The organism is Streptomyces sp. NPDC052064 (assembly GCF_055585925.1).
Genome location: NZ_JBVJJE010000003.1, coordinates 484,034 through 506,198, shown reverse-complemented (window position 1 = coordinate 506,198; position 22,165 = coordinate 484,034). Strand labels below are relative to the sequence as shown.

At 71.5% G+C, this 22,165-nt stretch carries 23 protein-coding genes; 11 read left to right on the top strand and 12 right to left on the bottom strand.

Annotation, left to right across the window (positions count from 1 at the left end; all coding sequences use genetic code 11):
• Positions 1 to 106 precede the first annotated feature (106 nt).
• The 4 genes from ACZ6TU_RS10165 to ACZ6TU_RS10150 all read right to left on the bottom strand — a co-directional run bounded on the left by ACZ6TU_RS10165 (position 107) and on the right by ACZ6TU_RS10150 (position 5,971).
• Positions 107 to 2,125 (bottom strand): TerD family protein, encoded by a 2,019-nt coding sequence (locus ACZ6TU_RS10165; protein ID WP_469547713.1) that lies wholly within the window; start codon positions 2,123 to 2,125, stop codon positions 107 to 109.
• 76 nt (positions 2,126 to 2,201) lie between these two features.
• Entirely contained in the window at positions 2,202 to 2,780 is a 579-nt protein-coding gene (locus tag ACZ6TU_RS10160; protein WP_467673947.1) for a TerD family protein, read from the bottom strand.
• 139 nt (positions 2,781 to 2,919) lie between these two features.
• Entirely contained in the window at positions 2,920 to 5,064 is a 2,145-nt protein-coding gene (gene uvrB / locus ACZ6TU_RS10155; RefSeq protein ID WP_467673949.1) for an excinuclease ABC subunit UvrB, read from the bottom strand.
• A 40-nt stretch (positions 5,065 to 5,104) separates the two neighbouring features.
• A complete protein-coding gene (locus ACZ6TU_RS10150; RefSeq protein WP_467673951.1) occupies positions 5,105 to 5,971 on the bottom strand; it encodes an MHYT domain-containing protein in 867 nt (288 codons plus the stop codon).
• 287 nt (positions 5,972 to 6,258) lie between these two features.
• Here ACZ6TU_RS10150 and ACZ6TU_RS10145 point away from each other — a divergent pair, with 287 nt between their 5' ends.
• Both ACZ6TU_RS10145 and ACZ6TU_RS10140 read left to right on the top strand, forming a co-directional pair.
• A complete protein-coding gene (locus ACZ6TU_RS10145) occupies positions 6,259 to 7,128 on the top strand; it encodes a glycerophosphodiester phosphodiesterase (RefSeq protein WP_467673953.1) in 870 nt (289 codons plus the stop codon).
• 66 nt (positions 7,129 to 7,194) lie between these two features.
• A complete protein-coding gene (locus tag ACZ6TU_RS10140) occupies positions 7,195 to 7,749 on the top strand; it encodes a methylated-DNA--[protein]-cysteine S-methyltransferase (RefSeq protein WP_467673955.1) in 555 nt (184 codons plus the stop codon).
• 13 nt (positions 7,750 to 7,762) lie between these two features.
• On the opposite strand, the gene ACZ6TU_RS10135 is transcribed toward ACZ6TU_RS10140, so the two are convergent.
• Positions 7,763 to 8,191, bottom strand: a complete 429-nt coding sequence (locus tag ACZ6TU_RS10135) for a VOC family protein (protein WP_467673957.1) — start codon at positions 8,189 to 8,191, stop codon at positions 7,763 to 7,765.
• A gap of 102 nt (positions 8,192 to 8,293) precedes the next feature.
• Between ACZ6TU_RS10135 and ACZ6TU_RS10130 the strand changes: the two genes are divergently transcribed.
• Both ACZ6TU_RS10130 and ACZ6TU_RS10125 read left to right on the top strand, forming a co-directional pair.
• Complete coding sequence (locus ACZ6TU_RS10130) at positions 8,294 to 9,199, top strand: pseudouridine-5'-phosphate glycosidase (RefSeq protein WP_467674416.1); 906 nt, start codon at positions 8,294 to 8,296, stop codon at positions 9,197 to 9,199.
• A complete protein-coding gene (locus ACZ6TU_RS10125; protein WP_469547710.1) occupies positions 9,196 to 10,140 on the top strand; it encodes a carbohydrate kinase family protein in 945 nt (314 codons plus the stop codon). Before ACZ6TU_RS10130 ends, ACZ6TU_RS10125 begins: the two co-directional genes overlap by 4 nt.
• A gap of 26 nt (positions 10,141 to 10,166) precedes the next feature.
• On the opposite strand, the gene ACZ6TU_RS10120 is transcribed toward ACZ6TU_RS10125, so the two are convergent.
• Positions 10,167 to 10,961 (bottom strand): methyltransferase, encoded by a 795-nt coding sequence (locus tag ACZ6TU_RS10120; RefSeq protein ID WP_467673960.1) that lies wholly within the window; start codon positions 10,959 to 10,961, stop codon positions 10,167 to 10,169.
• A gap of 286 nt (positions 10,962 to 11,247) precedes the next feature.
• Here ACZ6TU_RS10120 and corA point away from each other — a divergent pair, with 286 nt between their 5' ends.
• Positions 11,248 to 12,375, top strand: coding sequence for a magnesium/cobalt transporter CorA (corA, locus tag ACZ6TU_RS10115; RefSeq protein WP_467673962.1), 1,128 nt, complete (start codon positions 11,248 to 11,250; stop codon positions 12,373 to 12,375).
• Between the two features lie 39 nt (positions 12,376 to 12,414).
• On the opposite strand, the gene ACZ6TU_RS10110 is transcribed toward corA, so the two are convergent.
• The gene (locus ACZ6TU_RS10110) at positions 12,415 to 12,843 is read right to left on the bottom strand and encodes a CBS domain-containing protein (protein ID WP_467673964.1); all 429 of its coding nucleotides are present in this window, start codon (positions 12,841 to 12,843) and stop codon (positions 12,415 to 12,417) included.
• 128 nt (positions 12,844 to 12,971) lie between these two features.
• Positions 12,972 to 13,604, bottom strand: a complete 633-nt coding sequence (locus ACZ6TU_RS10105) for a nucleoside/nucleotide kinase family protein (RefSeq protein ID WP_469547708.1) — start codon at positions 13,602 to 13,604, stop codon at positions 12,972 to 12,974.
• Positions 13,605 to 13,776: 172 nt separating this feature from the next.
• Between ACZ6TU_RS10105 and ACZ6TU_RS10100 the strand changes: the two genes are divergently transcribed.
• From ACZ6TU_RS10100 to ACZ6TU_RS10090, 3 genes are all read left to right on the top strand, one after another.
• Positions 13,777 to 14,475: a DUF2293 domain-containing protein gene (locus tag ACZ6TU_RS10100; RefSeq protein WP_467674418.1), complete on the top strand. Its 699-nt coding sequence runs from the start codon at positions 13,777 to 13,779 to the stop codon at positions 14,473 to 14,475.
• 185 nt (positions 14,476 to 14,660) lie between these two features.
• Entirely contained in the window at positions 14,661 to 15,140 is a 480-nt protein-coding gene (locus ACZ6TU_RS10095) for an anthrone oxygenase family protein (RefSeq protein WP_467673968.1), read from the top strand.
• Positions 15,141 to 15,257: 117 nt separating this feature from the next.
• The gene (locus ACZ6TU_RS10090) at positions 15,258 to 16,748 is read left to right on the top strand and encodes a glutamate synthase subunit beta (protein ID WP_467673970.1); all 1,491 of its coding nucleotides are present in this window, start codon (positions 15,258 to 15,260) and stop codon (positions 16,746 to 16,748) included.
• Positions 16,749 to 16,777: 29 nt separating this feature from the next.
• Here ACZ6TU_RS10090 and ACZ6TU_RS10085 read toward each other — a convergent pair whose 3' ends face one another.
• The gene (locus ACZ6TU_RS10085; protein ID WP_467673972.1) at positions 16,778 to 17,263 is read right to left on the bottom strand and encodes a carboxymuconolactone decarboxylase family protein; all 486 of its coding nucleotides are present in this window, start codon (positions 17,261 to 17,263) and stop codon (positions 16,778 to 16,780) included.
• A 47-nt stretch (positions 17,264 to 17,310) separates the two neighbouring features.
• Between ACZ6TU_RS10085 and pdxR the strand changes: the two genes are divergently transcribed.
• On the top strand, positions 17,311 to 18,723 hold the full coding sequence (pdxR, locus tag ACZ6TU_RS10080; RefSeq protein WP_467673974.1) for a MocR-like pyridoxine biosynthesis transcription factor PdxR: 1,413 nt from the start codon (positions 17,311 to 17,313) through the stop codon (positions 18,721 to 18,723).
• A 43-nt stretch (positions 18,724 to 18,766) separates the two neighbouring features.
• Here pdxR and ACZ6TU_RS10075 read toward each other — a convergent pair whose 3' ends face one another.
• From ACZ6TU_RS10075 to ACZ6TU_RS10065, 3 genes are all read right to left on the bottom strand, one after another.
• Positions 18,767 to 19,579, bottom strand: a complete 813-nt coding sequence (locus ACZ6TU_RS10075) for an SAM-dependent methyltransferase (RefSeq protein WP_467673976.1) — start codon at positions 19,577 to 19,579, stop codon at positions 18,767 to 18,769.
• Between the two features lie 88 nt (positions 19,580 to 19,667).
• Positions 19,668 to 19,922 carry a DUF397 domain-containing protein gene (locus ACZ6TU_RS10070; RefSeq protein WP_057580268.1) on the bottom strand — a complete coding sequence of 85 codons (255 nt, stop codon included), beginning with the start codon at positions 19,920 to 19,922 and terminating at the stop codon, positions 19,668 to 19,670.
• The gene (locus ACZ6TU_RS10065) at positions 19,923 to 20,783 is read right to left on the bottom strand and encodes a helix-turn-helix domain-containing protein (RefSeq protein WP_467673978.1); all 861 of its coding nucleotides are present in this window, start codon (positions 20,781 to 20,783) and stop codon (positions 19,923 to 19,925) included. It abuts the gene before it with no gap.
• Positions 20,784 to 21,029: 246 nt separating this feature from the next.
• Here ACZ6TU_RS10065 and ACZ6TU_RS10060 point away from each other — a divergent pair, with 246 nt between their 5' ends.
• Together ACZ6TU_RS10060 and ACZ6TU_RS10055 are read left to right on the top strand one after the other, a co-directional pair.
• Positions 21,030 to 21,719 carry an ATP-binding protein gene (locus tag ACZ6TU_RS10060; protein ID WP_467673980.1) on the top strand — a complete coding sequence of 230 codons (690 nt, stop codon included), beginning with the start codon at positions 21,030 to 21,032 and terminating at the stop codon, positions 21,717 to 21,719.
• Positions 21,716 to 22,150: a hypothetical protein gene (locus ACZ6TU_RS10055; RefSeq protein ID WP_467673981.1), complete on the top strand. Its 435-nt coding sequence runs from the start codon at positions 21,716 to 21,718 to the stop codon at positions 22,148 to 22,150. The genes ACZ6TU_RS10060 and ACZ6TU_RS10055 overlap by 4 nt, the downstream gene beginning before the upstream one ends.
• Positions 22,151 to 22,165: the final 15 nt, after the last annotated feature.

Below are 22,165 nucleotides of genomic sequence, written 5' to 3'. Positions count from 1 at the left end.
GCAGCAGACAGGGAGTACTCCCCTCCGTGCCGTCAACAGTACCCAATCACCAAGAACAGGTAAAGCACTTGGCAAAAGAAAGGCCAAAACCCCTGATCAGAGGGCTTTACGTATACTTGGTGCGGGCGGCCGCGACCTGGGTGAGCACCTGCTGGAGGACCTGACTGCCCGGCGGCACGAGCGGGGGCTCGTACGTCCAGGCATGACCGACCCAGGGGTCGGCGAGATGATCGTCGGGCACCGGGGTCAGTCGCAGCAGCGAACGCCACAGGGGGTCGAGCAAAGGACCGTACCCGGACGACTCCTCGCGGTCGGCCACCATCATCAGATGGACGCCGAAGGCGGGACCCTCGTCGGCGAGGTAGCGCAGCTGGTTCACGGCCCGGTCGTCGAAGCCGTGCGGGAAGTCGTTGACGATCAGCAGTTGCTGTGAGGCGTCGAACCCGGGCGGCAGGGAGTCGGCGGCGCCTCCCCGCACCGCCATCTGCACCAGGTCGACCCTCTGCGTGAGCCGGGCCAGCACGTCCGCCACCCCTGCGGCACCGAGCGCGGGCGGGGCCGCGAGCACACCGGTCCGCACGAGGGGTGCGAGCGGCTGCGCGCCCGAGCCGGCCGGGTCGATGACGTGGACGGTGAACTCCCCCGCCGGGTGGACGGCAAGCAGCCGGGCCGCGTGCGCGACCGCCGTCTCCATGGCGAGACGCCCCAGGGCGTGCGAGTCCGCGAACGAACCGTCGGACGATCCCGTCCGGCCGCTGTCGATCCACAGGCCACGCTCCAGCGGCAGCCGGACCAGCATCGGGATCCGGATCCGGTCGGCCTCGGGGCGATGGAGGTCGCCCAGGCGCAGGGCCATGGGGACCTCCATCGGTACCCGGTAGGCGTGCCATACGGGGCTGTCCCAGCGGGCGTACGCCGGTGGGAGGGCCGGTTCGACGACCTCGGCCTCGGCCGTGAGCTGGGTGAGATCCCGGTCGAGGGCCTCGCCGGCCTTGGCGACGAGCTGGTCGTGCCGGGCGCGGGCCGCCTCGCGGGCTGCGTCGCCCTGCCCGCCGATCCGGCTGCGCGGGTCGGACAGGGCCTGCTCCAGTTCCTTGTCCATGCGCGACTCGGCGAAGTCGACGGCGCTGCGGTAGGCGGCGGTGCTGCGGGCCAGGTCCTCGAACATGCCCCACACCTGGTTGTAGAGCCGCTCGTCCATGGACCAGCCGGTCGCGTCGCCCGCGACGGGCTGTGCGGGCTGCCCCGGTGCGGCCGGGGGTGCGGTGGGCGGTGGCGGGGGCGGAGCGGCGTTCTGCCGGCGTGGGTGACTGTAGTCGATCGGGCCGCCCGCGGTGGGCGTGGACGGCTGGGTGACGGCGTCGGGGTCCGGCGCCGGGCCGGGATACGACGGCGTCTGCGGCACGGGCTGCCCCGGCCCGCCGGGTGTCTGACCGCCGTACGGCGACATCGGGGGTGTCTGGCCCGGCTGAGGCGCGGTGCCGCCCTGGTCCGGGCCGAGGGCCGGGGCCGCCGCCTGCCGGGAGCGGTCGCCGTCCGCCGTGCGCGGCGGGGGCACCTGCACCGAGCGGGCCAGTCCCTGGGCCACCGCGTCGTCGATGCCGCCGGCGAGCTGATGGGCCTGGGGCAGACCTTGGTCGGTGAGGAGTTCGGCAAGGCCGCCCGCGTAGCCCTGGCCGACGGCTCGCACCTTCCAGGCTCCCTGCCTGCGGTAGAGCTCCAGGGCGACGACCGCCGACTCGGCCTCCAGGCCGGTGATGGTGTAGCTGGCGATCTCGGCACCGTCGAGGCCGGTGACGGCGACGAACGGGGCGGCCACGGCGCCGAAGCGGACCGGGCCCGCCCCGGCGGCGGGCAGGGCGAGCAGCACGCCGACGCGGTGGACGGCCTCCGGCACGGCGTCCAGATCCACCGCGAGGCGATGGTCGGCGGCGGCCTGCCGGGAGACCTCGAGGCCCGGCTGGGTGGGTGCGCCCGGGTGGGCGACCCACTCCACGCCGTGGATCCGGCCGTTCTCGTCGCTGAGCGCGGCCGCGGCCACGATCGGCGTGCCGGCCGAGACCCGGATCTCGAGACGGGCCCGGGAGAGCGGGTGGTTCTGCCCCCGCACCAGCTCGGCCGTCATCGCCTTCTCCCCCTGTGTCGTTGTGTGGTGTCGTGTGCCGCTCACCGGCCTGCCCCGGCCGGTTGCCCCCGGGGCCTCAGAGGACGGGCAGGATCGCCGGCATCAGGTCCTGGAAGGTACGGCCGTTGGCCGGGTTACCGAGGGCCGTCATCGTCCAGCCCGGGCCCGAACGGTGCACCTTGGCCATGATCTGGGCCGTGTACTGGCCGCCGCCGGCCAGGGTGTAGCGGGCGAGCTCCTGGCCGTTGGTCTCATCGACCAGGCGGCAGAACGCGTTCTGCACCTCCTGGAACGTCTGGCCCGTGAAGGAGTTCACGGTGAAGACGATCTGGTCGATGTGGACCGGGACGCGGGACAGGTCGACGAGGATCGCCTCGTCGTCGCCGCCCTGGCCGACACCGCCGACGAGGTTGTCACCGGTGTGGCGCACCGAGCCGTCGTCGCTCACCAGGTGGCGGAAGAAGACGACGTCGACCGGCTGCTTGTCGGCGAACAGGACGGCCGAGGCGTCGAGGTCGACCTCTCGCGTACGCGAGCCGAACAGGCCGCGCCGGGGAGCCGCCTGCCAGCCGAGACCCATGCGCACCGCGGCCAGGCTGCCACCGTCGTTCTTCTGCAGACTGATGGCCTGACCCTTGGTCATGTTGACGGTCACGCGCTGATTCCCCTCTCGGACGTCCCCTGTTGCCGCGAAGTCGCGGTTGATCGGAACACTACGCAGGGGCACTGACAGTGACGTACCCCGGTCCGCACTTTGTGTCGGTCTTGCAACACTGCGCGTACGCGGTCCGCTGTCAGGCCAGGCCCGCCTCCTTCATCTGGCGCAGTTCCTTCTTCATCTCGGAGACCTCGTCGCGCAGCCGGGCCGCGATCTCGAACTGGAGGTCCGCGGCGGCGGCCCGCATGCGTGCGGTGAGCTCCTCGATCTGCTCGCTGAGTTCGGCCGCGGGGCGGTCGGTCGGCACGGTCTCCTTGGCCTTGCCCCTGCTCTTGGCCGGCTTGGCGCCCTCGGCCGCCCTGCCCAGGGAGGGCACGGGCGCCTTGGTGCCCCCGCCGTCCTTCTTCGCATTGCGGAAGCCCGAGCCGAGCAGCTGCTCGGTGTCGATGTCCTCGCGGGCGATCTGGGCGACGATGTCGTTGATCTTCTTGCGGAGGGGCTGGGGGTCGATGCCCCGCTCCTTGTTGTACGCGACCTGCTTCTCCCGGCGCCGGTTGGTCTCGTCGATGGCCTTCGCCATCGCCGGGGTGATCTTGTCGGCGTACATGTGGACCTGACCGGAGACGTTGCGCGCGGCGCGGCCGATGGTCTGGATCAGCGAGGTGCCGGAGCGCAGGAAGCCCTCCTTGTCGGCGTCCAGGATCGCCACCAGGGAGACCTCGGGCAGGTCGAGGCCCTCCCGCAGGAGGTTGATGCCGACCAGCACGTCGTACTCGCCGGCGCGCAGCTCACGCAGGAGTTCGACGCGGCGCAGGGTGTCGACGTCGCTGTGCAGATAGCGCACCTGGATACCCAGTTCCAGGAAGTAGTCCGTGAGGTCCTCGGCCATCTTCTTGGTGAGCGTGGTGACCAGGACGCGCTCGTCCTTCTCGGTGCGCTGCCGGATCTCGTGCACCAGGTCGTCGATCTGGCCCTCGGTGGGCTTGACGACGACTTCCGGGTCGACGAGGCCGGTGGGGCGGATGATCTGCTCCACGACTCCGTCCGAGCGGGAGAGCTCGTAGGTGCCCGGGGTCGCCGACAGGTAGACCGTCTGACCGATGCGCTCCTGGAACTCCTCCCACTTCAGGGGGCGGTTGTCCAGGGCGGAGGGCAGCCGGAAGCCGTGGTCGACGAGGGTGCGCTTGCGGGAGGCGTCGCCCTCGTACATGGCGCCGATCTGCGGGACCGTGACGTGCGACTCGTCGATGACGAGGAGGAAGTCGTCCGGGAAGTAGTCCAGCAGGGTGTTCGGCGGGGAGCCGGGCAGGCGGCCGTCGAAGTGCATCGAGTAGTTCTCCACGCCGGAGCAGGAGCCGATCTGGCGGAGCATCTCGATGTCGTACGTCGTGCGCATCCTGAGGCGCTGGGCCTCCAGGAGCTTGCCCTGCTTCTCCAGCTCGGCGAGGCGCTCGCCCAGCTCCTTCTCGATGTCGTTGATGGCCCGCTCCAGGCGCTCGGGCCCTGCGACGTAGTGGGAGGCCGGGAAGACGTACAGCTGCTGGTCGTCGCTGATGATCTCGCCGGTGACCGGGTGCAGCGTGGACAGCGCCTCGATCTCGTCACCGAACATCTCGATACGGACGGCCAGCTCCTCGTAGACCGGGAAGATCTCGATGGTGTCGCCCCGGACGCGGAAGGTGCCGCGGGTGAAGGCCATGTCGTTGCGCGTGTACTGGATGTCCACGAAGCGGCGCAGCAGCTCGTCGCGGTCGTGCTCCTCGCCGACGCGGAGGGGGACCATGCGGTCCACGTACTCCTGCGGCGTCCCGAGGCCGTAGATGCAGGAGACCGAGGCGACCACGACGACGTCGCGGCGGGTGAGCAGCGAGTTGGTCGCCGAGTGCCGCAGGCGCTCGACCTCCTCGTTGATCGAGGAGTCCTTCTCGATGTAGGTGTCCGACTGCGGGACGTAGGCCTCGGGCTGGTAGTAGTCGTAGTACGAGACGAAGTACTCGACCGCGTTGTTCGGGAGCAGCTCGCGGAACTCGTTCGCCAGCTGGGCGGCCAACGTCTTGTTCGGCGCCATCACGAGTGTGGGGCGCTGGAGCTTCTCGATCATCCACGCGGTGGTGGCGGACTTGCCGGTGCCGGTCGCGCCCAGCAGGACGACGTCCTTCTCGCCCGCCTGGATGCGTTGCGCGAGCTCGGCGATGGCCGTCGGCTGGTCGCCGCTCGGCTGGTAGGGACTGACGACCTCGAAGGGCGCCACCGTGCGTTCGATGTGGGAAACGGGCCGCATGGGATCCACCGTACGACCCCGCACTGACAACGGGCTCCGATCAGCGGTTCTGCGGGGTTCGGGAGCCTCGGTGCTCCACCGTGCGGTGGGGGCGGAACCGCAGGCGCTGCGGGCGGTGGACGGTGTGGGTGTGGGCGGGGATGCCGGGCCTCTGCTCGACGGGGACGACCGCGGGCTTCCCCATGACGATCAGCGGGTCGAACATCACCACGACACCCGCGAGGAGGAGGAAGGCGAGCGGGCCGATCAGCATGGGCGCGAGCAGGGCCGCGGGCGACTCCCCCGTGGTGGGTTCGGCCGTGCCGTGCAGGTGGACGCTGAGGGCGGCCATGCCGGTGTAGTGCATGCCACTGACGGCGAGTCCCATGACAAGGCTGGCGCCCACGCTCCACAGGAAGCCCCTGACCTGGCCGGCCGCCCACAGGGCGGCGGTGGCGGCGGCCATGGCGATCGCGACGGAGAGGCCGACGGTGAGCGTGTTGTACTCCAGCTTCCCGTCCAGGCGCATGCTGGCCATGCCGAGGTAGTGCATCGACGCGATGCCCAGGCCGGTGATGGTGCCGCCGGTGAACAGGGCCGTTCCGCGGGCTCCCTTGTAGCCGACGATGAAGATCCCGATGCCCACCATCACGATCGCGACGGCCAGGCTCGCGAAGGTCATCGGCTTGTCGTAGTGGATCGGGGTCCCGCGGATCGTGAAGCCCATCATCGCGATGAAGTGCATGGTCCATATGCCGGAGCCGATGACGGCCGAGCCGAGGGCGAGCCAGCCGGGGCGCCAGGACTGGGCGACGATCATGGATCTGGTGGTGCAGCGCAGGCCCAGGGCGCCGCCGAGGCAGGCCATGAGGTAGGCCACCAGGGGTGTGACCAGGCCGTAGCTGAATCCGTCGACCGTGCCCTGCATGCGCGGCTGCCCTTCCCGCCCTTTGCGTCCCGGAATTCCTGATGTGCGCCCCTCACAGGACCGCAGGCAGCGGTCAGGGTTGACGCAGAGAGTATGACCCCCACCGGAATGGTCGAACGACTTTCCGGCAAAGAAACACGCCCTTGCCCCAGTTGTGCGGTACCAGTGAGCGGAGTTGGGTCATCTCCATTCAATCTGTGGTCATCCTGTACCCCTCCCGCGTTGACCCTCTGCTGTCACAGTTGAGCTGACTGTGATGCCGTGATCGCTCGACGCGAGGAGTACGTATGCACGCGCGCGCTGTTGCCGCCTCGACCACCGCGCTCCTGGGGACCGCCGCCCTCCTGTTCCCGGTCTCCCCGGCTCGGGCCGCCGGCAGCGGGCGGCCGCTGGTCATCGCACACCGGGGGGCGTCCGCGTACGCACCCGAGAACACCCTCGCCGCCGTGGACAAGGCGGCCGAGCTGGGCATCCGCTGGGTGGAGAACGACGTGCAGCGGACCAGGGACGGTGAGCTCGTCGTCCTCCACGACGACAACCTGCGGCGCACCACCGACGTCGAGGAGGTCTTTCCCGACCGGGCTCCCTGGAAGGTGAAGGACTTCACCGCCGCCGAGATCGCCCGTCTCGACGCGGGCAGCTGGTTCGGCCCCGCCTACGCGGGCGCGCGCGTGCCGACCCTGGAGCAGTTCGTGCACCGTGTCGAGCGTCATCACCAGAAGCTTCTCCTGGAGATCAAGAACCCGGAGTTGTATCCGGGCATCGAGCGGCAGACGCTCAAGGCCCTCAGCAACGAGGGCTGGCTGGACCGGTCGCATCTGGCGGGCCGGCTGATCGTGCAGAGCTTCAGCGCGGACAGTGTGCGGACGGTGCACGAGCTGAAGCCCGCCGTGAAGACCGGCCTCCTGGGCACGCCGCCCGTGTCGGACCTGCCGGTCTACGCCGGCTTCGCCGACCAGATCAACCCGTCGTACGGCTCGCTCTCCACGGCGTACGTCTCCTCCGTCCAGACGTTCACCGGCCCGCACGGCAGGCCGCTGGAGGTCTTCACATGGACGGTCGACGACGCGGTGACGGCCCAGCGGGTCGCCGGGTACGGGGTCGACGGGATCATCACGAACAAGCCGGATGTGGTGCGGGAGGCCGTGGGCGGGTGAGGCAGGCCGGTGGGCGGTTCGTCCGGCCGGGGCGGCGTTGTCAGTGGTGGGTCGTACGGTGGGCGCATGGACAGCCATGGACAGGTGGAGCAGCGGGTCGTGTGGGGCGTCGTCGACAGCGGCATCGGCCCGCTGTTGCTGGCGGCGACCGGCGAGGGCCTGGTGAACGTCGTGTTCCATGCCACGGGCGCGGTGCGGGGCCGGGCGGTCGAGCGTCTGGCGTCACGGCTCGGCACCGAGCCCGTCGAGGCGCCCGGCTCCCCGCTGCTGGCCGAGGCGATACGTCAGGTCGAGGCGTACTTCGCGGGTGAGCGCCGGGACTTCGACCTGCCGCTGGACTGGTCACTGATCTCCGGCTTCAACCGGGAGGTCCTGCGCGAGCTGGCGGCCGGTGTGCCGTACGGCACGGTCGTCGGGTACGGCGATCTGGCCGGGCGGGTCGGCCAGCCGGGCGCTGCGCAGGCCGTGGGCATGGCGATGGGAGCCAACCCGCTGCCGGTGGTGGTGCCCTGTCACCGGGTCGTCGAGAGCGGCGGCGGTATCGGGGGCTTCGGGGGCGGGCTGGAGACCAAGCGGAAGCTGCTCGCCCTCGAAGGGGTGCTGCCCGAGCCGCTGTTCTGAGTCCCTGGGCTGGTCAGTCGTAGTGCCGCGCCTCGAAGACGTTTCCGTCCGGGTCGCGGAAGTAGAAGCTGCGCGTGGCCTTGCCCCGGGCCCCGAAGGAGTCGTACGAGAGGTCCGACATCGGTACCGAGCGTTCCTCCAGGCGGCTGAGAAGGGCGTCGAAGTCGCCCCGGGGCAGTGACAGGCAGACGTGGTTGACGGGGTGCCCCGCGCTGTCGGCGGCGCCGGGCAGCATCGTCATGCGTTCCGCGAAGGTCAGCGGCATGAGGTCGAGGATGGTCTCGTCGTTGACGCGTACGGAGGGGAACGGCACCTCACCGGCGGTGAACTCGGTGAGCCTGATCGTCTCCAGGCCGACGGCCTTCTCGTAGAAGTCGGCGGCCGCGACCGGGTCGCGCACCCAGAGGACGACGTGGTCGAGTCGTGGTGTGTTGTCCGTCATGCATCCCAGGCTGGTGACGTCGCCGACAGCCCGCAAGGGTTTGGCCCGGCGTGCCGCCCGCCAGGGATGAGGGAAGACCGACCGACAGGAGGCAGGCGCGTGGTGCTGGTGGTGTCAGAAGAAGTGCGGGAGGCGATCGACGCGCGTCGGCCCGTGGTGGCCCTGGAGTCCACGATCATCGCCCACGGGCTGCCGCGGCCGCGCAACCTCCAGGTGGCGCTGGAGCTGGAGACGTCCGTGCGGCAGGAGGGCGCGGTGCCCGCGACGATCGCCGTGCTGGACGGGCGGCCCCATGTCGGGCTGGACAAGGAGCAGCTGGAGCGGGTCGCGAACGAGGACGGCATCCGCAAGCTGGGCCACCGCGACCTGCCGCTCGCGACGGCCTCCGGGGCGAGCGGGGCGACCACGGTGTCGGCGACGGCGCTGCTGGCGGCGCTGGCGGGCGTACGCGTGTTCGCGACGGGTGGGCTCGGCGGGGTGCACCGGGAGTGGACGGCGACGCAGGACGAGTCGGCCGACATAGGGCTGCTGGCGCGGACGCGGATCACCGTGGTGTGTGCCGGGGTGAAGTCGATCCTGGACGTCCCGGCGACCTTGCAGCGGCTGGAGACGCTGGGTGTCGCGGTGGCCGGTTACGGCACCGACCGGTTCCCCGGCTTCTATCTCTCCGACTCGGGACATCCGGTGGACTGGACCCTGCGGACGCCGGAGCAGGTGGCGGGCGTCATGCGGGCCCAGGACGCCCTCGCCGGGCCGGAGTCGGCGCTGATCGTCGCCAACCCCGTCCCCGAGACGGAGCAGCTCGATCCGGAGCTGCACGCGCGCGTGCTCGCGGACGCGCTGCACGCGTGCGAGGAGGAGGGAGTCACCGGCCAGGCGGTCACGCCGTTCCTCCTCGACTACCTCGTACGGCACACCGACGGCGCCTCCCTGAGCGCCAACCTGGCGGCGGTCCGCGGCAACGTACGCCTCGCGGCGCGGATCGCGGCGGCCTGGGCACGGGGATGAGTGGAACCGCCCCGGCGGAGGTCGCTGCACACTCGGCGGACGGCGGCGCGCTGCTGGTCGTCGGGGACGTCATCACGGACGTCGTCGCGCGGCACGAGGGGCCGCTCGCTGCCGGTACGGACACGGCCGCCTCGATCCGGACGGTGCCGGGCGGGGCGGGTGCCAACGTTGCGTGCTGGGCCGCACACGGGGGCGCGGCGGAGGTGCGGCTGCTCGGGCGGGTGGGGGCGGAGGCCGCTGCCTGGCATGAGCGTGAGCTGGTGGCCCAGGGCGTGCGTCCGCAGCTCGTCGTCGACCCGCAGGCACCGACCGGCACGGTGATCTGCCTGGTGGACGGGGGCGCTTCGGCGGAACGGACGTTCCTCACCGACAGCGGCGCGTCGTTGCGGCTCGAACCCGCCGACTGGTCGGACGCGCTGCTCGACGGCGTGGCCCGGCTGCATCTGTCGGGCTACCTCCTGTTCTCCGAGCCGGGTCGCGCCCTGGTGACGATGGCTCTGAAAGCCGCACGCGCGCGTGGCGTGCCGGTGAGTCTGGACCCCGCGTCGGCCGGTTTCCTCGGGGAGCTGGGCGCCGGGCGGTTCCTGGCACTCGTCGAGGGCGTGGACGTGCTGCTGCCCAGCCGTGACGAGGCGTGTCTGCTGACGGGGCTGACCGACGCGGCCGACGCGGCGGCCGAGCTGAGCCTGCGCGTTCCACTGGTGGTCGCCAAGCAGGGGCACGAGGGCGCGCTCGTGGCCCGCTCGGGGAACGTGTGCGCCCGCGTCCCCGCCGTACCGGCGGCGCCACGGGACACCACGGGCGCCGGTGACGCCTTCACCGGCGCGTTCCTCGCCGCCCTGCTCGAGGGTGCCGGGCCGGAGGAGGCGGCGGCGGCGGGCTGCCGGGCGGGTGCGAGGGCGGTGGAACGGGTGGGCGGCAGACCGCCCCTGCCCGGCTGATGCCCGCCGCCCCGCACCACTCCTGACTACTGTTTGCGCCCCCAGGCAGAGATCATCGGAGCCGTCGTCAGGTCCAGGGCGCCGGAGGTGACATTCGCGAGATGCCGGTCGATGTCCTGGTCCGTGGCGAGGCCCGCGGTGACCAACTGGTCGCGGATCTGACGGATCGTGACGGACTCCAGGGCGGCGCAGGCCGGCGAGCCGACGGGGAAGTAGGCGTCGGCATGCACGCGGGTCAGGCCGGCCTCCCGGAGCAGCCGCGGGAGGATGCGGCCGCAGGGGAGGTCGGTTCCGCAGTCGGCGAGCAGTCTGCGGAAGCCGTGCCGCAGCCGGTTCGCGAGCTGCTGCTCGGGGCCGTACTCGTCGGGGCAGAGCAGCGGCTGAAGGGCGGGGTCGGCGTCCTCGACGAGGATGCGCCCGCCGGGGCGCAGCGCCTGGACCATGGACCGCAACGCCTGTGCCCGGTCGGTCACGTGAACGAGGGCGAGACGGGCGTGCACCAGGTCGAAGCCCTCCCCGGGCGGCTCCTGGGCGCCGAGGTCGTGCACGCGCAGCTCGACGGGCGGCCGGGCAGCGGGGGCCAGCCGTGAGGTGTCGGCGGCGGTCGCGACGACGCGTCCTGTCGGACCGACCTTCTTGGCCAGCCAGGACACCACGGAGGTGCCGCCGGCAACGACCTCCCAGCATCGCCAGCCTGATCCGACACCGAGCTCTTCGAGATGCCGGAACGTCGTGGGGTCGAAGAGAGCGGCGAAGGCGCTGAAGTGCTCTGCCGCCTCGGTCTGCCGGTTGTCGAGGAGGTACCCATCGGTTCGCATCATGCGCCGATCATCCCAGTTGCCCGACTTGTCCGTGACGGTCGACGCTCCGGTGCGGAGCGTCGACGCTCCCGTACGGAGAACCGCACGGCCCCGGCACGCGTCGATGTCTCGGGGCGCTGGACCCGGCGGGAACCCTTCGGGCACGGCCGGGAACGGCCTCGTCCACAGCCGGGAACAAAGCGGAATGAGCCGTTTCCACAGGCTTACTCGCAGCTCACGTCGGCCTGGCAGACTGACGAGCCAAGGCGCGGGAACGGCGCGCGGAGCTCCACGCAAGGAGATGCAGATGTCCATGGCAGGGAATCTGCGGAAGGTCACGAGCCTCGGCGGGGTCGGCGGCCTCCGCAAGGTGGCGCGGCTGGCTCGGCGGCGCCCGCGCGTCGACCTGAGCCACCCGGCCCGCTCCCCGCTGGGCTCCTCGGTGGTGAACTGCGTGACGTACCGGGACGGCGTCCGCACCGCTGCGCGCGGCGATCTGGTGGACGCCGTGGAGTCGGTGCGCAAGAAGGGCGAGGGCTTCGTCTGGCTCGGCCTGCACGAGCCGACCGACCAGGAGTTCGCGGGCATCGCCGAGCTCTTCGACCTGCACCCCCTGGCCGTGGAGGACGCCGTCGAGGCCCACCAGCGCCCCAAACTGGAGCGCTACGACGAGACGCTCTTCGCTGTGTTCAAAACGGTCTGTTACGTCGAGCACGAGGAACTCACGGCCACCAGCGAGGTGGTGAACACCGGCGAGATCATGGTCTTCGTCGGCAAGGACTTCGTGATCACGGTGCGGCACGGCCGGCACGGCTCGCTGGGCCCGCTGCGCGAGGAGCTGGAGTCCGATCCCCACCAATTGGCGAAAGGCCCGTCCGCGGTGCTGCACGCGATCGCGGACCATGTGGTGGACGACTACCTGACCGTCACGGACTCGGTGCACGCGGACATCGACCAGGTCGAGACGGAAGTCTTCGCGGAGACCGGCGCGCGGGTGGACCCGGGGCGCATCTACCAGCTCAAGCGTGAACTCCTGGAGCTGAAGCGGGCGGTGGTGCCGCTCAGCCGGCCGCTGGAGGATCTCGCCACCCGGCCGATCCGGGCGGTCGACCCGGAGATACAGGCGTACTTCCGCGATGTCTCGGACCACCTGCTGCGGGCGAAGGAGCAGATCGCCGCCTTCGACGAACTGCTCAACTCCATCCTCCAGGCACACCTCGCGCAGGTCACGGTCGCGCAGAACGAGGACATGCGGAAGATCACGGCGTGGGCCGCGATCATCGCCGTGCCGACGATGGTCTGCGGGGTGTACGGCATGAACTTCGACCACATGCCGGAGCTGCACTGGCGATACGGCTACGGCATGGTCATCGGCGTCATATCCGTCGCGTGCCTGACGCTGTACCGGGGGTTCCGGCGCAGCGGCTGGCTCTGACGGCCGTGACCCGCGGGGGCATGGTGGGGTGATGCGCGGTCAGCGCGGGGTGGTCCTGGCGTAGACGCTCTCGGCCCAGGAGGCGATCTGGTCGCCCGCCAGATGCCGGGCCAGGTCGGCTTCGCTGATCATGCCGACCAGGCGCTTGTCCCGGATGACGGGCAGCCGGCGGATCTGGTGGTCCTGCATCTCACGGAGCACCTCGCCGACATCGGCGTCCGCGTCGATCCAGCGAGGGGTGCCCTTGGCCATGTCCCCCGCGGTGACCTCGGCGGGGTCGTGGCCCATGGCGACGCAGCCGACGACGATGTCGCGGTCGGTGAGGATGCCGCAGAGCCGCTCGTTCTCGTCGCTGATGGGCAGGGCGCCGACGTTCAGTTCGCGCATGAGCTGGGCCGCGCGGTCGAGGGTTTCGTGGGCGGGGATCCACTGGGCGCCGCGGTGCATGATGTCTCCGGCGGTGGTCATGAAGTACCTCCCGGTGCCGGACGGCCGGCGCGGTGCGGGAGGCACCGCGAGTCCCGGCGTCCTTCATTCTCGCCGCGTCACCCGGCGCCCGCACACGGAACAGCGCCCCGAGCCGACCCGGCAGCGGCTCAGCCGCCCCACGCCGGATGACGCGGATCATCGGCCCGTACCAGGACGTCGGCCGTGCCCGCCGGGCCGGTCTCCTGCTCGTAGCGCTCGAAAGCCGGCAGGGTCCAGTGCTCGGCCTCGGGCGTGCGGCGGCGCAGGGCGCCCGGGGAGAGCAGGACGTGGACGCTCAGATCGAAGGGGAACCAGTGCCGAAGGAGGAAGGGCCCGTGCAGCAACAGCACACCACCGGGCGGGAGTTGGACGTAGGGGCTGCGGGTTGCCCGGTCGGCGTCCGGGTCCCACAGATCCGGCAGGACACGGCCGTCGCCGTCGGCTTCGAGGGGGCCGAACACCTCGCGCCACAGGGCGTTGGTGTCGTACCAGCCGCTGTAGTAGGACTCCACGTCCCGGTGGCCGTACTCCAGTCGCACGGAGGCCGGGCGCAGAAAGCCCTCCGTGCCCACGACGAGCGAGGAGCGGCCGCGTATGCGCAGCGCCTCGGAGACACGCCGGGCGAGGTCTCCGGGGCGGGCGGCCGGGGCGCCGTCGAAGGCGATGCGCGGCCAGGGACTGCCGTCGGCGGGCTTCAGGTCGAGCAGGCGCTCGGCGAGCAGGTCGCCGAGCCGGTCCCAGGTGATCGCTTCGAGTCGCACACGGCCCATGATGCGCCAGGCCGCGGCAGGACGTGCCAGGCCCGCGAGCGCCGCAGACACCGGGGGGGAGGGCGCAGAACGAGAGGCGCCACGATCACCGTGGACTCCTCCGGCGGATGCAGTGCGCACCGCCGTCGGCGGGAATGAACCCGCTATGGTCCCGGAACCCGGAATGGTCCCGCGCGCGACGCTCCCGCCCCACACCGGACTTCTCGTCTTCCATCCCCTCAAGCGGCGGCACTGCGCCGACTGCCGACGAGGGCCGCTGCCTCTGCTCGTCCTGGAGGACGGTGCCCCGCGCTGCCTCGACTGTGCCGACCTCGGGCATCTGGTGTTCCTGCCGAGCGGCGACACCGCGCTGACGCGCAGATCGCGGGAGGAGAGCGCGCTGTCGGCGGTGGTGGTGCGGTTCAACCGGCGCAAGAGCCGTTACGAGCGGCAGGGCGTTCTGGTCGAGGAGGCGGCGCTCGCGAGGGCCGAGCAGCGGTGCCTCGCGGACGCCGAGGCGCGACGGCGGCGCCGGGTGCGGGACGCGCGGCGGCGGGCGGCTCAGGACGCCCTGTTCGCTCAGGCGTTCGCGGCGGAGATACGGCGGCTGTTTCCCGGATGTCCGGCCGACCGTGCGCGGGCCATCGCCGCGCATGCCTCGGAGCGGGGCAGCGGGCGGGTGGGCCGCAGCGCGGCCGGGCGGGCGCTGACGCAGGGGGCGGTGACCTCGGCGGTCGTGGCGTCCGTACGGCATCTGGACACGCCGTACGACCGGCTGCTGATGAGCGGGGTTCCGCGGCACGAGGCGCGCCGGCGGATCGCGGCGGTGGTGGAGACGGTGCTGAGGGGGTGGACCGAGGCAGGGCTCGGTTCCGCCGGGTGACCGTGTTCGAGGTCGGCGTGCCGAGCGGCCGCCGAGTCCTGGCCCCGGCCCATCGGTGGACCGTGGACGTACGTGTACGGCCCCGCGCCGCTCGGGGCACGGTCACTGTTCTCGTACGGAATTGCACTTGTGGTGAGGAAGGGTGCCGGGGCAGGATCCCGGCTCAACGGGCGGGAGAGGCTGACATGATCGACGGACCGTACTTCGTGCTGACGGTGCTGGGTGTGCTCGGGACCGGCCTGGTGGCCGGGGTGTTCTGTGGCTTCTCGACCTTCGTCATGCGGGGCCTGGCCACACTGCCGCCCGCGCAGGGGGTCGCCGCGATGAACGCGATCAACGTGGCCGCGGTGACGCCGCCCTTCATGGTCGTGTTCCTCGGGTCGGCCGTGCTGTGCGCGGTGATCGCCGTGGTGACGTTCGTGCTGTGGCCGGACGAGGGGACGGTGGAGCTGCTGGTGGGCAGCGCGCTGTACCTGTTCGGCTCGTTCGGGCTCACCATGGTCGCGAACGTGCCGCGCAACGACGCGCTGGCCAGGCTGGAGCCGGACACGTCGGAGGCGGCCGCGTACTGGCCGGCGTATGTGCGCGAATGGACGATGTGGAACCACGTCCGCACCGTCGCCTCGGCCGGGGCGGCGGTGGCGTACATGCTGGCACTCACCTGAGCACGCCGGCACACCGTCCCGTCCCCTGCGGGTGTGCCGCCGCGGACGTATCGTGGCCGGAAGGAGTGCCGCCCGACGACGCACGGCCTGTCACACGCGCACGCAAGGAAGACGGCCATGGCCGACCCCAAGGGTTTCATGACCACCCCCCGCCAGGACTGGCCGCGCAGGCCCGTCGAGGAGCGGGTCCGGGACTGGGACGAGGTCTATGTCCCCGGGGCGCTGCTGCCGATCATCAGCAAGCAGGCCGACCGCTGCATGGACTGCGGCATCCCCTTCTGCCACGAGGCCTGCCCGCTGGGCAACCTGATCCCCGAGTGGAACGACCTGGTGTCGAGGGAGGACTGGCGGGCGGCCGCCGACCGGCTGCACGCCACGAACAACTTCCCGGAGTTCACCGGCCGGTTGTGCCCGGCACCGTGCGAGGCGGGGTGTGTGCTGGCGATCAACCAGCCGGCCGTCACCATCAAGAACGTCGAGTGCGCGATCGCCGACCGGGCGTGGGAGGAGGGCTTCGCGCCGTCGAGGCCGCCGGAGCGGCTGTCCGGCAAGACGGTCGCGGTGATCGGTTCCGGGCCCACCGGGCTGGCCGCAGCCCAGCAGCTGACCCGGGCCGGTCACACGGTCGCCGTGTACGAGAGGGACGACCGGCTCGGCGGGCTGATGCGGTACGGCATCCCCGCGTTCAAGATGGAGAAGCACCATCTGGAGCGGCGGCTGGAGCAGATGCGGGCCGAGGGGACCAAGTTCCGCACGTCGACGACGGCCGGGCGGGACATCAGGGGCGATGACCTGCGGACTCGCTACGACGCCGTGGTGCTCGCCACGGGAGCGACGGCGTGGCGTGAACTCGACGTGCCGGGGCGGGAGCTGACGGGCATTCATCAGGCGATGGAGTACCTCCCGCTGGCCAACCGGGTATGCGAGGGCGATCTGGAGACGTCCCCTCTGTCGGCCGCCGGGAAGCACGTCGTCATCGTCGGCGGCGGTGACACCGGGGCCGACTGCCTGGGCACGGCCGTCCGGGAGGGCGCCGCGTCCGTGACGCAGCTGGACATCTACGCCCTGCCGGACAGCGAGCGCGACGAGGACACCGAGCCCTGGCCGACGTACCCGGTGCGGGTCTACCGGCTGTCCGCCGCGCATGAGGAGGCCCGTGACCTGCGGACGGCCCCGGTGGCCGACGCGGACGCGCGGCTGTTCGCGGCGTCCACGCTGCGCTTCGACGGCGACGCGGCGGGCCAGGTGCGGTCGCTGCACCTGGTCGAGGTGGACGCGCGGCGCCGCCCGGTGGACGGCACCGGGCGGACGCTCCCCGCCGACCTCGTGCTGCTCGCCCTCGGCTTCTCCGGACCCGACCGGAAGGACGGGCTCGTCGACCAGCTGGGGCTGGAACTGGAGCCCCGCGGCACGATCGCGCGAGACGCCGGTTTCGCCACGAACGTGCCCGGCGTGTTCGCCGCGGGGGATGCCGCCCGGGGCCAGTCGCTCATCGTCTGGGCGATCGCCGAGGGGCGGTCCGTGGCGGCGGCGGTCGACCGCCATATGACGGGCAGTTCGAGGCTGCCGTCACCGATCGGGCCGTTCGACCGGCCCATGGCCGTGTAGCAACGTCGCGCCCCGGAGACGCCGGAGTGTCACCGCTCGTCCGTCCCCGCCACCTTCCCCGTCGAGAGCGCCACCCGGTTCCAGGTGTTGATCGTGCAGATCAGGGCGAGGACCTGGGCCAGTTCCCGCTCGTCGAAGTGGGTCGCGGCCTGTGCGTAGACCTCGTCCGGGACGCCCGCGTCGGCGACGAGCGTCATCGCCTCCGTGAGGGCGAGGGCCGCCTGTTCCCGCTCGGTGAAGAAGTGCCGGGCCTCGCGCCACACGGCGACCATGTGCAGCCGGTCCTCGCTCTCGCCGGCCTTGCGGGCGTCGTTGGTGTGCATGTGCAGGCAGTACGCGCAGTGGTTGAGGTGCGAGGCGCGGATCTGGATCAGCTCGACGAGGGCCGGGTCGAGGCCCTCGCGGGCGGCGGCGTCGAAGGCGATGAGGGTCCGGAAGGCCTTCGGGGCGGACTTGGCGAACTCCAGCCGCTCCGCCTTCACCTGCGTGCTGTTCGTGCTCGTGTGCGTCGTCATGTCCCTCAACCTACGAGCCGGAAAGACCCGTTGTAGGGTGCATTTCCATGGTGACTTCGTGGGTCAATTCCGCGGAACGGATCGGGTCCGACCTGCATCTGGAGCTGACCGGGCCGGGCGGCCGGCGCGCGGCGCTGATCCGGGCCCTGCGGGACGCCGTGCGCAGCGGTCGGCTCGCTCCGGGCACGCGGCTGCCGCCGTACCGCTCGCTCGCGGCCGATCTCGGGGTCGCACGCAACACGGTGGCCGACGCGTACGCGGAACTCGTCGCGGAGGGCTGGCTCACCGCCCGTCAGGGCTCGGGCACTCGGGTCGCGGAGCGTGCGGAGCCGCTGCGGCCCGCCGCCCGCGTGCCCCGAAAGGCACCTCCACGCGCGCGTGGACCCCGGCACGACCTGACGCAGGGCACGCCGGACGCCTCGGCGTTCCCGCGCACCGCGTGGCTGGCCTCCTACCGGAGGGCTCTCCAGCAGGCACCCAACGAGGTGTTCGGCCCGGGTGACCCGGCCGGCCGGATCGAACTGCGGGAGGCGCTCACGGAGTATCTGGCACGCGCGCGTGGTGTGCGCACCGAGCCGGGCAGGATCGTGATCTGCTCCGGCTTCGCGCACGCGCTGCGGCTGCTGTTCGGCGGGGGCGTCCTGCGCGGGCCCCTGGCGGTGGAGGCGTACGGGCTCGGATTCCACCGGGAGGTCCTCGCAGCGGCCGGTGTGCGGACCGTGCCGCTCCCCCTCGACGATCACGGTGCCCGGGTCGACCGGTTGGGGCGCGAGCGTGCCGTGCTGCTCACGCCGGCGCACCAGTTCCCGACCGGCGGTCCACTGCACCCCACCCGCCGGGCCGTCGTGATCGACTGGGCACGCGCGCGTGGCGGGCTGGTTCTGGAGGACGACTACGACGGGGAGTTCCGCTACGACCGCAAGCCGGTCGGCGCCGTCCAGGGCCTCGACCCCGAGCGCGTGATCCACATCGGCTCGGTCAGCAAGAGCCTGTCACCGGCGGTGCGGCTGGGCTGGATGGTGCTCCCGGAGCGGTACGTCGACGCCGTGCTGGCCGCCAAGGGGGACCGGGAGGCGTGGGCGAGCGTCCTCGACCAGTTGTGCCTCGCGGACTTCGTCGTCTCCGGGGCGTACGACCGTCACGTACGGCGCATGCGGCAGCGGTACCGCGGCCGCCGGGACCGGCTCGTCGCGGCGCTCGCCGAGCACGCGCCGCACATCGAGGCCACCGGTATCGCGGCCGGGCTGCACGCGGTGCTGCGGCTGCCGCCCGGCACCGAGGCGTCCACGGTCAAGGCCGCCGCCTGGCAGGGCATCGCCCTCGACGGTCTCGCCGCGTTCCGGCACCCGGACACGGACATGGCGGCGGGCGACGGCCTCGTCGTGGGATACGCGACTCCCTCCGAGCATGCGTACGGGCCGGCCCTGGAGGCGCTGTGCCGTGCGCTGCCGCCGCCGTGACCGGCCCGAAGCGGAACCCGGGAGCCGGAGCCCCGGAGCGGGCCTAGGCCTTGCGTCCCACCGCCCCGTACCCCGGAATCACCCCGTCGTCCTGCCCTGGCACGGGCTCGCCCAGCTCGGGGTGCCAGCGGTGGGCCACCTCGACGCCGGGCTCGACGAGGTCGAGGCCGGCGAAGAAGCGGGTGAACTCCTCGCGGGAGCGCAGGGCCAGGGTGACACCGGCGGCGCGGAGCTTCTCGGTGGCCGCCTTCGACTCCTCCGGCGTGAAGTCGGCCGTGGCGTGGGTGATGACCAGGTAGCTGCCGGAGGGCAGTTCGGCGATCAGCCGGCGGACCAGATCGTGCGCGCCGTCCTCGTCGGAGACGAAGTGCAGCAGCGCGATGAGCGACAGCGCGACGGGCCGGGTGAAGTCCAGGACCTTCCTAGCGCCCTCCATGATGGCGTCCGGGTCGCGCACGTCGGCCTGGAGGTACTCGGTCGCCCCCTCGTCCGTGCCGCGCAGCAGGGCCGCCGCGTGGGCGAGCACGATGGGGTCGTTGTCGCAGTAGACGACCCGAGCGTCGGGGGCGATCTCCTGGGCGACCTGGTGGAGGTTGGGCTCGGTCGGGATGCCGGTTCCGATGTCCAGGAACTGCCGTACGCCGTTCCCTGCCAGCCAGCGTGTGGCCCGGTGCATGAACGCGCGGTTGACCCGCGCCATGACCGGCACCCTCGGGTCGAGGGTGAGCATCTGCCGGCCCATCTCCTCGTCGACCGGGTAGTTGTCCTTGCCGCCGAGGTACCAGTCGTACATCCGCGCCGGATGCGGTCTGCTCGTGTCGATCGCGACGGCCGAGGTGGGATCCTGCCCGGTCATGAGGCACTCCGTAAGACGCAAAAGGTAATCAATTCAGCACCAGAGTAAGGAAGTTGAGCGACAGAAAGCGGTAGAAAGGGCCATCACATCAGGACAGCAGGAAGTCCGCCTCCCCCGCCTTCGCCCCTTCGATGAAGGCCGTCATCTCGTCCGTGGTGTAGATCAGCGCCGGACCGTCCGGATCGGTGGACTGCCGGACGGCGATCCGGCCGTCCGCGAGCTTCATCGCCTCCAGGCAGTTCCCGCCGTTCCCGCCGCTCCACGGCTTGTGCCAGCCTTCGCTGCCCAAGTCGCGCGCGGGCATGCCGTTGTAGACGCGTTTGCGCGGCTTGATGCGATCCATTTACAGCTCCTTGCGGAGATCCCGGAGGATCTCCTTCGTGCGATGTGCCGTAGCGGCCTGCGCCGCCATGCGGTCCATGACCTCGAGGTGGGTCGCCACCTCGGCGCGCGCGTCGAGGTAGACCGCGCCGGTCAGGTACTCGCTGTAGACCATGTCCGGCAGTTCGGGCATGGCAAATCGGAACAGCACGAACGGCCCGTACGTGCCCGGGTGCGGCCCACTGGCGAACGAGGCCACCTGCAACGTCACGTTGGGCAGCTTCGTGGCCTCGAGCAGTCTGTCGATCTGGGCACGCATCACCTCCGGGCCGCCGACCGGGCGCCGCAGCGCGGTCTCGTCCATCACGACCCACAGCCGGGGCGCGTCCTTGCGGGTGAGCAGTTCCTGGCGCTGCATCCGCAGGGCGACATGGCGCTCGATGTCGTCGGGCCGGGTCTGGCCGATGGCGCCCGACCGGAGCACTCCGCGCGCGTAGTCCTCCGTCTGCAAGAGTCCGGGGACGAAATGGGGCTCGTAACTGCGGATGACTCCGGCCGCACCCTCCAGGCTCACGTACATCGAGAACCAGCCGGGCAGGATGTCGTGGAAACGCTGCCACCAGCCGGGCTTGTTCGCTTCCTCGGCCAGCAGAACGAAGGCGTCGGCCTCCTCGTCGGAGATTCCGTAGGCCTTCAGGAGCAGTTGCAGGTACGGGATTTTGAGCGCGACCTCGGCCATCTCCATACGGCGGACCGTGGCGGGGGCGACGCGGAGGATGCGGGCGGCCTGCTCGCGCTTCATCCCGGCGCGTTCCCGCAGGTCCAGCAGGCGCCGACCGAGGACGACCTGACCCACCGTCGGCGCGGACCGCGGTTCGCTCACGCTCCACCTCCACGAAGAGTTCTGACGAGCCGGCCACAAAAGAACGCTGACAGCCCGACGGCGCCATTCGAAGACCTTTCCGAAGAGCCGAGTATCCGAACGCACGTTCCGAACAGATCTTCGATGATCTCAACTGGCGCCGCGTGGGGTGCTGTTGCGAGCAGTGTGCCACGGCCTTCCGGGACGTCACACAGCACTCTGCAATTTTCAGAGTGACACTTGCCAAGTGTTCATGGCGGGGCGATAGTGGCAAGCGTGATTCCGTCCGCGCCCTTAGGAACAGACGCCGCCGCAGGCCCTCTCGGCCTGGGTGCCACCTCGGGAGCAAGCCCCGTCGGGGCCGCTGCCGAGCGCCGGTTCCGTTTCGAGCTGGCCGCACATCCGGGTTCTCCCGCACAGGCCAGACGCCTGACGCGGGCCCGGCTGACCGGCTGGTCGGTGTGCGAGGACACGTGCGACAGCGCGGCCCTGGTGGTTTCCGAGCTGGTCACCAACGCCCTCGTGCACACGGCGAGCACGCACATAGTGTGCGAGCTGCACGACGGCGACGACCTGGTACGGATAGCCGTGCGTGACGAGGGCTGCGCCCCGGGCCAGCCCCGCGCGGCCAGCCGCACCCGGCCCGAGGAGGAGCACGGGAGGGGACTGCTTCTCGTCGACGCCCTCTGCGACGCCTGGGGTGCCCATGAGCACGGCCCCGGGCTGCTGGTCTGGGCCGAGCTGCCGCGCACGACGGACACCCCGGGCGACCCGGCGGAGCCCCGGAGCGACCTGGGCTGGGGCGCCCGTCCGAAGCCGGGGCCGTCCGGCGACTCGGGCGACGGGGACGAAGCACACCGCGCGCGCCATGCGAAAGGCGATCAGAAGGTTCCCCCGCAGCAGCGACGCCGCGAACGCCGAGGACGCCAAGAACGCCGAGAACGGGGACCGGCATGAGCCCCGGGCACGGTGGCCGCGTCCTGAACCTGAACACCCTGACCCGGCTCCGGCGCGAGCTGCGGACGACGGGCCCGACTCTGCGGCTGCCCGTCCCCGACGGCATGACCGCCCCGCTCGGTTACGACGCGGTCGCGGTACCCGCCCGTTTCGGCCCGCTGCTCATGCCCCGGCTGCCCCGTGTGGGCTGCGTCTACGCCGACGAGACGCACTGGTGGTGGCTGGTTCCGTCCGACTCCGACCACGCCCTGGAGTGGCCCGCCCCGGCGCACTACGCCACCGGCGCGGTCGCCCCGGACGCCCCTGAGCTGCCCGAACTGATCCACCGCCCGGACGGCACGCTGCCGTACACCCCGCCGATACCGCTGTATCTCGCCCTGTGCCGCGTGACGGGGACCGATCCGGCCTGGTCGCGGCCGGTCAGCGCGTAGGGCTCGTCGAGCTCG

What these genes read in the sequence shown, in the direction of transcription:
- ACZ6TU_RS10165 (WP_469547713.1), bottom strand. Translation starts at nt 2,125, where the DNA reads ATGACGGCCGAGCTGGTGCGGGGGCAGAACCACCCGCTCTCCCGGGCC.
- uvrB (WP_467673949.1), bottom strand. Translation starts at nt 5,064, where the DNA reads ATGCGGCCCGTTTCCCACATCGAACGCACGGTGGCGCCCTTCGAGGTC.
- ACZ6TU_RS10150 (WP_467673951.1), bottom strand. Translation starts at nt 5,971, where the DNA reads ATGCAGGGCACGGTCGACGGATTCAGCTACGGCCTGGTCACACCCCTG.
- ACZ6TU_RS10145 (WP_467673953.1), top strand. Translation starts at nt 6,259, where the DNA reads ATGCACGCGCGCGCTGTTGCCGCCTCGACCACCGCGCTCCTGGGGACC.
- ACZ6TU_RS10140 (WP_467673955.1), top strand. Translation starts at nt 7,195, where the DNA reads ATGGACAGCCATGGACAGGTGGAGCAGCGGGTCGTGTGGGGCGTCGTC.
- ACZ6TU_RS10135 (WP_467673957.1), bottom strand. Translation starts at nt 8,191, where the DNA reads ATGACGGACAACACACCACGACTCGACCACGTCGTCCTCTGGGTGCGC.
- ACZ6TU_RS10125 (WP_469547710.1), top strand. Translation starts at nt 9,196, where the DNA reads ATGAGTGGAACCGCCCCGGCGGAGGTCGCTGCACACTCGGCGGACGGC.
- ACZ6TU_RS10120 (WP_467673960.1), bottom strand. Translation starts at nt 10,961, where the DNA reads ATGATGCGAACCGATGGGTACCTCCTCGACAACCGGCAGACCGAGGCG.
- corA (WP_467673962.1), top strand. Translation starts at nt 11,248, where the DNA reads ATGTCCATGGCAGGGAATCTGCGGAAGGTCACGAGCCTCGGCGGGGTC.
- ACZ6TU_RS10110 (WP_467673964.1), bottom strand. Translation starts at nt 12,843, where the DNA reads ATGACCACCGCCGGAGACATCATGCACCGCGGCGCCCAGTGGATCCCC.
- ACZ6TU_RS10100 (WP_467674418.1), top strand. Translation starts at nt 13,777, where the DNA reads ATGGTCCCGCGCGCGACGCTCCCGCCCCACACCGGACTTCTCGTCTTC.
- ACZ6TU_RS10095 (WP_467673968.1), top strand. Translation starts at nt 14,661, where the DNA reads ATGATCGACGGACCGTACTTCGTGCTGACGGTGCTGGGTGTGCTCGGG.
- ACZ6TU_RS10090 (WP_467673970.1), top strand. Translation starts at nt 15,258, where the DNA reads ATGGCCGACCCCAAGGGTTTCATGACCACCCCCCGCCAGGACTGGCCG.
- ACZ6TU_RS10085 (WP_467673972.1), bottom strand. Translation starts at nt 17,263, where the DNA reads ATGACGACGCACACGAGCACGAACAGCACGCAGGTGAAGGCGGAGCGG.
- pdxR (WP_467673974.1), top strand. Translation starts at nt 17,311, where the DNA reads ATGGTGACTTCGTGGGTCAATTCCGCGGAACGGATCGGGTCCGACCTG.
- ACZ6TU_RS10075 (WP_467673976.1), bottom strand. Translation starts at nt 19,579, where the DNA reads ATGACCGGGCAGGATCCCACCTCGGCCGTCGCGATCGACACGAGCAGA.
- ACZ6TU_RS10070 (WP_057580268.1), bottom strand. Translation starts at nt 19,922, where the DNA reads ATGGATCGCATCAAGCCGCGCAAACGCGTCTACAACGGCATGCCCGCG.
- ACZ6TU_RS10055 (WP_467673981.1), top strand. Translation starts at nt 21,716, where the DNA reads ATGAGCCCCGGGCACGGTGGCCGCGTCCTGAACCTGAACACCCTGACC.